The following is an 8,485-nucleotide window of genomic DNA, read 5'->3' as shown; positions in this document are numbered from 1 at the left end:
AAAGTGTATGCGCGTATCTCGAATCTTCGCGGCTGTCGGCATCGTATGGCTCTCCGGCGCCTGCGGCTCGTCCGAAGGCACGGGCTCGGGAGGCGAAGGTGGCGTCGCCAACACGTCAGGGCCCTCCAGCAGCGCAGCCGAGGGCAGCTCCTCCGCCAGCGGCTCCGGAGGGGCCAACGCTGGCGGCGGCGGGATGAGCGGAACGGGCGGCGCCGGCGCGGCGGGCGGCTCTGGAGAAGGCGGCGCGGGCACAGGCGTCGGTGGTGCGGGCGCCGGCGGTGCGGGCGGCGCGGGCGGTGCGCTCGCCAGCGGCGCGGGCGCCGGCGGCACGGATGGCGTCGGCGGCGCGGGCGGTCCTGACACGGGGGTCGAGGTGCCGACCTGCGAGCCCTACGGGGCCACGTGCGCGCGCTCCGGAGATTGCTGTTCCGGCATCTGCGACAGCGCGACGAGCACCTGCGCCTCGCCGCTCAGCGTCTGCCTCGGGACCGGCGCCGCTTGCGAGGAATCCTCGGAGTGCTGTACCCTCAACTGCGCTTCGGGCAGGTGCAGCGCGACCGCCTGCCTCCCCGATGGATCCGACTGCACGGCAGGCGGCGCCGCGTGCTGCAGCGGCATGTGCGTCGGCGGGACGTGCAGCGACGTCAACGGCGCCACCGCATGCCAGACGGGCGGCAACCCGTGCACCGAGGACAGCCAGTGTTGCTCCAAGCTCTGCGGGCGAGACAACCGCTGTGTCCTCTACTCCTCGTTCTGCGTGCAGCGCAACGACGTCTGCAAGGGCGACAGCGACTGCTGTACCGGCGTGTGCGTGAAGCGGAACACAGCCGACCCCGCGGGCTACTGCGGCGCGGAGCCGTCGACGGCGAGCCGCTGCAGCAGCGGCGGCATCGACGGCGCGGTCTGCGACAGCTGCGGCTTCTGCTGCAGCCGCGTCTGCGCGCCGTACGGCCCCACCGGGATCGCTGTCTGCCAGCCGCCGAGCGGCTGCCGCGTGAACGGCGCCCTGTGCCGGCGCAACGAGGACTGCTGCGGCGGCGATCCCACGGCCGATCTGCCGGGCGCGGGCAACGTCGTCTGCGACAAGTCGGGGGATCCGGACGGGGAGATCGGCCGCTGCCGCAACCCGAACGGCTGCACGCCCCAGGGCGGCGTCTGTCACTTCAAGGACAGCTATTGCTCGGATACGTCCACCAGCGCTCCCAACAACTGCTGCAGCTACCTGGGCCACGCCAGCAACTGCCGCCTCGACGCCCTCGGCGTGCCTCGGTGCAACGCGCTCACGGCCTGCCGCCAGGCAGGCGAGGACTGCGCCTCCGCCGACGACTGCTGCGACGGCGCTCCCTGCGTACGGAATAGCGAAACTGGCAAGCTCCAGTGTTACGACACGCCCGGAGGGACGACGCCCCGCTGTGTCACGGCGGGCGGACCCTGCACGAACAACGGCGACTGCTGCGTCGGAACGACGTGCGAGTACGAGCCGGGCTCCCTTTCAGGCACGTGCACGACGGACTCCCCGTCAGGCGCGACCGGGAGCTCGGGCGCGACCGGGAGCTCGAGCGCGACCGGCGGAGCCGGCGGCGCCGGCGGCGGCGGTGGCTCGGACGGGGCGGGCGGCACCCCGCCGCGATGCGCCGAGTACGGGCAGCTCTGCGGCGCGACGTCCGACTGCTGCAACGCCGGAACCGTGCAGTGTTACAACGGCATCTGCCGCATTCCTCCGGGCTGACGCCGCGTGCGGGCGCGTTGACTCGCGTCGATTCACTCGTGTCGAGGAGAATGGATATGACCGGCAAGAACCGCGGGATCTACGCCCGCTCCTTGTTCCTGACATCGCTCTGGTGCCTGGGCTGGGCGCTCGCGTCGGGATGTTCGGTATCGGATGGCGGAACGGGTGGGGGCGGCGGCGGCTCCGGAAACGGCGGCTCCGGCGGTACGGACTCCGGGGGAACGGGCGGGGAGCCCTCCCTCGGAGGCGGCTTCATCGCGTCCGGGCCGGGCGCCAGCTCGGGCGGGGGGGAGGGCGGCGGCGACTGCGGCGGCCAGCAGGTCGAAGCTCAGCCGCGGCAGGCTCACCTCGTGATCGTGCTCGATCGCTCCGACAGCATGACCAAAGCGTGGGAAGCGAGCGACCGCTGGACGATGATGAAGGGCGCCCTCGGCACCGCGCTCGACGTGATCCAGGACAGGATGTCCGTCGGGCTTCAGCTCTTTCCCTCCGACGACCACTGCGGCATGGAGGCGGGCGAGGACCTGAGCGTGGCCGTGGCGCCGGGCGAGACATCGGTCCCCGCCATCAAGACCCTCCTGGATGCCACCGACCCCGGCGGCGCGACGCCGACCGCGGACGCCCTCGCGCGCGCCCTCGGGTACCTCACCGTGGGAGCCGGCGGCGCCCTCGAAGGTGACAAGTACGTCCTCCTGGCGACCGACGGCGGTCCCAACTGCAACCAGGATCCGGCCATGACCTGCGAGGCCGCGACCTGCACCACGAACATGGATGGGGACTGCCCTTCGGGCGTGCCGAACTGCTGCGTCGCGGGCCTGACGGACGTGTGCCTGGACGACGCGCGCACGGTGCAGCGGGTGAAGGAGCTGCGCGCGGCCGGTATCAAGACCTTCGTCGTCGGCATCCCCGGCGCGACGGCCTATGCCGCCGTGCTGGACCAGCTCGCCGTCGAGGGCGACACGGCCACGTCGGAGACCTCGCCCCGTTATTTCGAGGTGGTGGACGCGGCGAGCCTCGGCGACACGCTGACCAGCATCACGAGGGATCTCGTGAGGACCTGCGAGCTCTCGCTGGAGGCCGAGCCGCCGGACCGCGCGAAGGTGAACGTCTTCATCGACGACGAGGTGCTGCCGAGGCCGGGCGACGACGGCTGGGATTACGACGATTCGACCACCCCGCCCACCCTCGTGATCAAGGGCGCCACGTGCGAGCACGTGAAGTCCATGGGAGCGGAGAGCGTCCGTGTCGAGTTCGGCTGTCCCACCGTCGAGGTGCCGCAGTGACCTGCGCCCGTGACGCGCCCTCCCGGCGCGCCGCGTGATCGATCCCCCGTCCAGCCCTCCGAGGGCCAGCCCACATCGCATGGAGCGCCGCGCCAGCGCCGCACTGCCGCGCTCGGCGACGGGGCGCGAACGCCAGACTCCGTCCAAGTTGGATATCTAGCGCACAAATGCTGAAAAATATCACCGTGGACGAATCAATGTTCCGATTTCGGTGGTGACTCGGGGGCAGCGATCTAGACATAATCCGCCCATGGTGCGCTTGTGCGAGAACACCGTCCGTCCTGCCTGCTCGATGCGAGCAGCAGCGCCGGCGGGCCCGCCCGGCGCCCCGGCGAGGTGAGATGCTCTCCGCGACGTGTTTCGTGAGCCAGCCGATCTATGTCGACTCGAGCATCGAGGTGTTCGAAGGGACCTGGGGTGACGAGCGCAAGCCTGCTGTCTTCAAGGTCCTGAAGAGCGAGTTCCCGAGCGCGCGTGAGCTCGCGGCGCTCCGGCACGAGTACAACGTGCTCTGCGCGCTCGACGTCGAGGGCGTCGTCAAGGCCTACGGGCTCGAGAAGCACAGGAACGGCCTCGCGCTCGTGCTCGAGAGGCCGAGCAGGACGACGCTCCACGACCTCCTGCGCGCCGGCCGGCTGGAGCTCAAGGCGGCGTTGACGATCGCCCGCTCTGCGGCCCGGGTCCTCGACGAGTTCCACCGCCGCAAGGTGATTCACAAGGACATCAAGCCGCACAACCTCCTCGTCGACCCGGACACGCTCGAGGTCCACTTCGTCGGCTTCGGCATCGCGACGCTCCTCCCGCACGAGACGCAGCAGGCGATAAGCCCCGAGGCGCTCGAGGGGACGCTCGCGTACATGTCGCCGGAGCAGACCGGCCGGATGAACCGCGTGATCGACCGCCGCACCGACCTCTACTCGTTCGGCGTGACCCTCTATCAGATGCTCACCGGCGTCCTGCCGTTCACCGGCAGCGACCCGCTGGATCTCATCCATGGCCACATCGCGCGGACGCCGGTGCCGCCGCCCGAGCAGGTCCCGGGCGTGCCCGACGCGGTGTCCCGGATCGTGATGAAGCTCCTCGAGAAGAACGCGGAGGACCGGTACCAGAGCGCCTTCGGGCTCTTCGCCGACCTCGACGCGTGCCTCCGCCAGCTCTCGACGTCCGGCGCCGTGGCGCCCTTCGCGCTCGGCCTGCGCGACATCCCGGATACGCTGCGCATCCCGCAGAAGCTCTACGGCCGCGCCGAGGAGGAGCGCGCGCTGCTCGCCGCCTTCGAGCGCGCCGCCGGCGGGGAGGGCGAGCTCCTGCTCGTGTCGGGGTACGCGGGCATGGGCAAGTCGGCCCTTGTGAACGAGATGCACAGGGCCATCGCCCAGCGAGGCGGCTACTTCACCGCGGGCAAGTTCGAGCAGCTGAACCGCGGGGCGCCGTACGCCTCGCTCGCGCGCGCCTTCCGGGAGCTCCTCCGGCACATCCTCACCGAGCGACCGGAGCAGCTCGCGCGCTGGAGCACGGCGCTCGGCCGCGCGCTCGGGAGCAGCGGCCAGCTCCTCGTCGACCTCATCCCGGAGCTCGAGTGGATCGTCGGCCAGCAGCCCCCGGTCCAGCAGCTCCCGCCGGCGGAGGCGCAGGGCCGCTTTCACGCGATCTTCAAGGCGTTCGTCCGCGTCTTCGCGACCGCCGAGCACCCCCTCGTCCTCTTCCTGGACGATCTGCAATGGGCCGATCCGGCCTCGCTCAAGCTGCTCCAGGTCCTGGCCGCCGATCCGGAGCGCGGCCACCTGCTCCTCCTCGGCGCCTTCCGCGACAACGAGGTCTACGCGGCTCACCCGCTCCGCGTCGCGCTCGGCGAGATCGAGAAGGCAGGCGCGCCGCTCCGTGAGCTCAAGCTGAGCCCGCTCGCCCTCGCCGACGTGATCGCGCTGCTCTCGGACGCGCTCTCCGCGGCCCGCGCCGACGTCGAGCCGCTCGCCCGCGTCGTGTTCGATCGGACCCAGAGCAACCCGTTCTTCGTGCGGCAGTTCCTGGGCTCGCTCCACACGGAGGGCCTGCTCCGCTTCGAGAAGGGCGCCTGGACATGGGAGCTCGACGGCATCCGGCGGCGCACGGTCACCGACAACGTCGTCGACTTCATGGCGCGCAAGATCGGGGAGCTCGAGCCCGAGCTCGTGCGCGTCCTCCGCCTCGCGGCCTGCATCGGGCACGAGTTCGACCTGCGCACGCTCGCGGTCATCAGCGAGCGGCCTGCGCACGAGACCGTGGCCGCGCTGTGGAAGATCCTGCAAGAGGGCCTGATCGCGCCCGTGGACACCGACTACCGCCTCGCGCACGCGACCGACGACGAGGCGCAGACCGGCGTCGACTGGCGCGTCAACTACCGCTTCCTGCACGATCGCGTCCAGCAGGCGGCGTACTCGCTCATCAGCGAGGATCACAAGCGGGAGGTCCACCTCCGCATCGGGCGGCTCATGCTCGCCAGCTGCGAGGGCGCGGCTCGGGACGAGGCGCTCTTCGACATCGTCAACCACTTCAACATCGCGGCGCCCATCGTGAGCTCGCCCGCGGAGCAGGCCACGGCCGCCGAGCTCAACCTCGCCGCCGGCAGGAGGGCCAAGGCCGCCACCGCCTACGAGGCGGCGGCCGGCTATCTCCGCGCGGGCATGGGGTTTCTGCCCCACGGCGGCTTCGACGACCATCACGAGCTCGCCCTCGCGCTCCACAGGGAGCGCGCCGAGGTCGAGTCGCTGTGCGGCGCCTTCGAGGAGGCCGAGCGGCTCTGCGCCGCGGCGCTCGCGCGCGCCCGGACGGCCATGGACAAGGTCTCCGTCCTCCTCGTGCAGGCGAACCAGTACCTGCTCCAGTGGCGCAATCACGAGGCGACCCTCGTCCAGAAGGCCGGCCTCCGGCTCCTCGGCTGTCCGATCCCCGAGGCCCGGGAGGAGGTCGCCGCGCTCCTCGAGCGGGAGCTCGAGGCGGTGCCCGTCCTCCTCGGCGCGCGCAGCATCGAGGAGCTCGCCCACGCCCCGAGGACGACGAACCCCGAGCACCCCGTGACGCTCGAGCTGCTCGTGAACCTGTTCTTCGGGGCCTACAACTCGAGCGACCAGACGCTCGCGAACCTCGCCATCGTGAAGATGGTGACGCTCTCGCTGCAGCACGGAAACAGCGATATGTCCGCGTTCGGATACGTCGCGTACGGCATGGTGGTCGGCCCGCTGCTCGGCGAGTACGAGACGGCCTATCGGTTCGGCAAGATGGCCGTCGAGCTCGCAGACCAGCTCGACAACCTCGTGCTCCGGGCGAAGACCTACCACATCTTCTCCGCGGACGTGCACAGCTGGACGCAGCCGCTGCGGAGGGCAGATCCCTATTACGACCGGGTCTACGACCTCGGGCTCCAGGCCGGCGACTGGACGGCCATGGGGTACATGATCAGCCAGAGCGGCTCGGACCGGCTCACCTACGGGATGAACCTCGCGGAGCTCTCGCAGCTCACCGAGACGCACCTCGCGTTCCTGCGGCGCGCCCGCAGCCATGACATCATCGATATCCTCCTCGCGGGCGTGATCCAGCCCCTCCGGTGCCTGCAAGGGCTGACGAGGGGCCGGCTCAGCTTCGACGACGACGGGTTCGACGAGGCGGCCTACGCGGCGAAGCATGGCGGCTCGCCCTACCACATGGGGTGGCTGTACTACGCCAAGATCCGGAATGCCTACCTGTTCGGCGACAGGGCGAGCTTTGCCGATCTGATGCCGAAGCTCGCCGTGATCGAGGGCGCCTTGCCGACGCACGCCAAGGTGCCCGAGGCGACGTTCTACGCGGGCCTCATGCGGATCGCCGCGTGGGAGAGCGCCGAGGGCGCGGAGCGGCGGGAGCACGAGGAGCACCTGCTGCGGCTCCTCGGGCGGATGAAGCGCTGGGCCGACGCCGGGCCGGACAACGTGCTCCACAAGCACCTGCTGCTGCTCGCCGAGCAGGCCCGCGTCGAGGGGCGGAGGGCCGAGGCGATGGACCTCTACGAGCGGGGCATCGAGGCCGCGCGGCAGGCCGACTACATCAACAACCAGGCGCTCGGCAACGAGCTTTATGGCAGGTTCTGGCTCGCCCAGGGCAGGGTCGAGTTCGCGCACATCTTCCTGCGAAGGGCGGTTTACCTGTACGAGCGCTGGGGGGCGACCGAGAAGGCCAAGGCGCTGCGCGAGGAGCTCGCGCCGGCCGACCCCTCGGCCCTGGGCCAGCCTCTGCCGCTCTCGCCGACCGGCACCGCGCTCCAGGGCCTCGTCGCGGGGGAGAGCTTCGATCTCGCCACGGTCCTCAGCACCGCGCAGGCCATCTCGAGCGCGATCGTGCTCGACAAGGTGATCGAGCAGGTCTTGCGCAGCGTGATCAAGAGCGCCGGGGCGAGCCGGGGGTTCCTCATCCTCGCGCGCGGCGAGGTGCTGACGGTCGAGGCGATGATCGCGGTCGGCCCCGATACGGTGAGCCTTGGCCTCTCGATGCCCCTGGAGGCGCGGCTCGATCTGGCCCGCTCGGTCGTGCATTACGTGACGCGCTCGCGCGAGGCGCTCGTGATCGGCCGCGCGGAGGACGACCCGCGCCTCGCCGGCGATCCGCACGTGAGCGCGCGCCGGCCGAAATCGATTTTGGGCTTGCCGCTCCTGCACCAGGGCCGGCTGAGCGGGGTCCTGTACCTGGAGAACCACCTCGCGGAGCACGCGTTCACCGCCGATCGCATCGAGCTCTTGCGGCTCCTGTCCTCGCAGGCGGCCGTGGCGGTCGAGAACGCGCTGCTCTACGCGGACCTCACGGCCGTGAGCGCCGAGCTCCGGGAGGCCAACGAGCGGCTGGAGCAGGAGGTGAAGGAGCGGACGGAGGAGCTCTCTCTGGCCAACGTGCGCCTCTCCGCGCAGAGCGCCGAGCTACGGGACGCCAACCTGCGCCTGTTGCACGAGCTCGGCGAGCGCGAGCGCGCCGAGGCGGCCCGGGCCGAGCTCCAAGAGGAGGTGATCCGGTTCCAGCGGGCGAAGATCTCCGAGCTGTCGACCCCGCTCGTACCGATCACGAGCGACGTCATGGTCATGCCGCTCATCGGCACGCTGGACGAGGAGCGCGCGCACGACGTGCTCACGACCTTGCTCGACGGCGCGACGAGGAGCGGCACCCGCACCGTCATCATCGACGTCACGGGGATCAAGGGGGTCGATCAACGCGTCGCGAACGCCCTGCTCAACGCCGCGAACGCCCTCCGGCTGCTCGGGGTCCAGGCGGTGCTGACGGGCATCCGCGGCGAGGTCGCGCAGGCGCTCCTCCGGCTCGACATCGACATGTCGCGCATCGTGATCCGCGGGACGCTGCAGAGCGGGATCGCCTACGCCGTCGGCCGATCGGGCGGCATGAGCGCGCCGAGCACGCGGCGCTAGGGGCGCGGCAGGCGCGGTAGGAATGTCCGCGTCGAATCGTGTAGACACGT

General features: G+C 70.8%; 2 protein-coding genes and 1 pseudogene. All 3 read left to right on the top strand.

All coding sequences use genetic code 11. The features are described 5' to 3' along the window. Positions 1 to 1,729, top strand: a pseudogene (locus tag POL72_RS31390) (hypothetical protein); the annotation flags it as partial. A gap of 56 nt (positions 1,730 to 1,785) precedes the next feature. Further along, positions 1,786 to 3,012, top strand: a complete 1,227-nt coding sequence (locus tag POL72_RS31385) for a vWA domain-containing protein (RefSeq protein ID WP_272092812.1) — start codon at positions 1,786 to 1,788, stop codon at positions 3,010 to 3,012. A 362-nt stretch (positions 3,013 to 3,374) separates the two neighbouring features. Next, on the top strand, positions 3,375 to 8,435 hold the full coding sequence (locus tag POL72_RS31380) for an AAA family ATPase (protein WP_272092811.1): 5,061 nt from the start codon (positions 3,375 to 3,377) through the stop codon (positions 8,433 to 8,435). Positions 8,436 to 8,485: the final 50 nt, after the last annotated feature.

The sequence above is a fragment of the Sorangium aterium genome (assembly GCF_028368935.1).
Lineage (GTDB): Bacteria > Myxococcota_A > Polyangia > Polyangiales > Polyangiaceae > Sorangium > Sorangium atrum.
Note: the sequence above shows the minus strand (reverse complement) of the source record. Positions and strands in the feature narration are given on the sequence as shown.